At 71.8% G+C, this 2450-nt stretch carries 2 protein-coding genes; both read right to left on the bottom strand.

The annotated features are described in order from the left end of the window. Positions 1-168 precede the first annotated feature (168 nt). The gene (locus D471_RS0122650; RefSeq protein ID WP_017600730.1) at positions 169-2133 is read right to left on the bottom strand and encodes a helix-turn-helix domain-containing protein; all 1965 of its coding nucleotides are present in this window, start codon (positions 2131-2133) and stop codon (positions 169-171) included. An 81-nt stretch (positions 2134-2214) separates the two neighbouring features. Continuing rightward, positions 2215-2450: hypothetical protein (locus tag D471_RS41375; protein WP_206538965.1), on the bottom strand; the 236-nt coding region annotated here is incomplete at its 5' end.

The following is a 2450-nucleotide window of genomic DNA, read 5'->3' as shown; positions in this document are numbered from 1 at the left end:
GGCGGGGCACGCTCCTGCGGCTCGGCAAGCTCACCCGCCGCGTGGCGGCCGATTTCCGTGACATCGGCCGGGACGTGGGGCTCCAGGACTTCGAGGGCCGTTCCTACCACGGGTGGCACCGGCACGTGACCCTAGTGTCGCTCGCCCACGCGACGCGTCTGCTCGACGCTAGTGGCCCGGGAGCCGCAGCGCTTGCCGTGTCCTCTGGAGGTGGAGGGCGAGGCGCAGCTCCAGCGCCTGGTCGGGGCTCTGCCAGTTCCGGTCGAGCAGCTGGGTGACGCGGTCCAGACGGCGTGCGACGGTGTTGGGGTGCACGTGGAGGACCTCCGCCGCCCTCGTGGGACTCTCCGCGCACTGGAAGTAGACCTCCAGCGTCCGCTGGAGGTTGGTCCGCCGTTGAGCGTCGTAGGTCAGGACCGGGCCCAGGACGTCCTCGACGAACGCCGCCACCTCGTAGTCCTCGGCGGCCAGGATCCCGAGGAAACCGAGGTCGCGGGGTCCGGCCCCGCTCCCGGTCCCGCCGAGTGAGACGAGCGCGTCGAGGCAGCGCACCGCCTCGCGGTGCCGGACCGCCAGCTCTTCCGGTCTCCGCAGCGGACCCACCGCCGCCGCCGTCACCGGGGTCTGGAGGATCTCGCCGAGTTCGGCGGAGACCGTGCGGGCCGTCTCCCCCGGATCGTCGCCGGGGAGCAGCAGCACGGCGTGGTCGTCACCAGGGACCGACAGCCCCTGACGGTGGTGGGCGAAGGGGGCGGCCCAGCAGCGGTCCGTGGGCGGCTCCTCGGTCCGGGCCGCGACCAGCACGTGCGGCCGGTTCAGCCGCGCCGACAGACGCCTGGTCCCCCGGGCGTCGTGCGCGGTCGCCCCCTCGCCGTGGACCAGGGACGCCAGGAGGTGGTCGTCGCCGGGGTCCGGCGGCCCGGAGCCGCGCCGTGTCAGCAGGAGGGCGCTCACCACACCGCCGACCATCGCCAGGAACCCCTCGCGTGCGAGGTCGTCGCCCTCCGCGGGGCTGAACAGCAGCCAGCCGAGGTGCTCGTCGGGTCCGTTGAGCGGGACCGTCCAGGACCCTCCGGGCAGGGGGAGCGGCCGGTCCAGGGTCCGCGCGCGCAGGCAGGTGCGCTCCAGGTCGGGGGAGTCGCGCACCGAGAGTCTCCCGGTCCGCGCCAGCAGGGTGCCGGAGGGGTCGCGGACGGCCACCGCGCTGCCCGACTCCCGCCCGATCCGGGTCAGGAGGGTCTCCAGGTCGGCCCCGGACAGCACCATGTCCAGCAGTTCCCCCTGCATGTCCGCTGTGCGGCGCGCCTCCTCCGCCTCGGCCCCGGCCGCGCGGGCGAGGCGCTCCAGTTCGGCGCGTTCGTTCTGGGCGCGCTCCCACGACCGGGCCCGGCTGGCGGCCGCCGAGGTCAGGTCGGCCAGGGAGGTGATGAGGGAGATCTCCTCCGGGGAGAAGTGGTGCACCTGGCGTTCGGCCACGCACAGCAGACCCGCCCAGGCGTCGTCCACCCGCAGCGGGACCGCCAGGATGGCGTGCAGACCCTCGGCGCGCACCACCCGGTCGGTGGCCGGGGTGCGCTCGATTCGGGGGTCGGTGGCGTAGTCGGCGGTCCAGACGGGACCCTCCGGCCGGTCGTCCCCGCTCAGCAGGTGGTGTTCGTGCGGGCTCCGCGCGCCGTTGGTGAGGACGGTGGTTCCCCCGGCCGAGGCCATCACGGGGTCGCCGCCCGCGCGGAGCACGTACGCGTGCGCCATGTCCATGTTGACCAGCATCCGGGCGCGTCGGGTGACCAACCGGAGGGTGGTCTCCAGGTCGGATGAGAGGGCGAGGTCGCACGCGATGTCGACCAGGGCGGCGAGGTCAGCCTCGCGTCGGCGGCGCCGGGCGGTGGCGACCTGGACGGACAGGGCCAGGCTCCGGGCCCGGCCCAGCCGTTCGACGGCGGACGTGCTCGCGCCCCGGGCCTGAGCCTCGTGCACCAGGTCGTCGTAGCTGCGGGCGGGGGCGTCGCCGGCGAGCAGTTCGAGGAAGGGGAGGAGGTCGGCGCCGCCCGCCGGATGTCCCTTGTTCCGGGTGCCGGCGACACCCCCCTGAGCCGGTGTCCCACCGAGCGCCGTGCCCCCCTGCGGCAGCATCGATTTCCTCACTCCCCCACGGTCGACGGGTTTCTTTATGCGATGTCCAATGGCGAAATAGTACCTTTCGGTAGATAAGAGTCAAGGAAGATTTTTGCTGTGAAGGCCGTGTGAAGACAAGGTTTTATAATCGCTTTCATTTATTTTCATTGTTGCCGTTTGGTCGGCTTTTGTCTTCACGTTTTTGCTGTTCAGTGTGGTCGTTGTCGCTTGTTTGGGGGTGTTGGGGGCGTGCGGTTCCCGGTGTGGAAACGGTGTCTGGGTGCCGTGTGTCACTTTCTCTTTCTCCGTCGTCGGAAGCGGGCGTCGGCTGCGGT

Origin of the sequence: Nocardiopsis lucentensis DSM 44048, assembly GCF_000341125.1 — a bacterium.
In the GTDB taxonomy this organism is placed as follows: Bacteria; Actinomycetota; Actinomycetes; order Streptosporangiales; family Streptosporangiaceae; genus Nocardiopsis; species Nocardiopsis lucentensis.
Note: the sequence above shows the minus strand (reverse complement) of the source record. Positions and strands in the feature narration are given on the sequence as shown.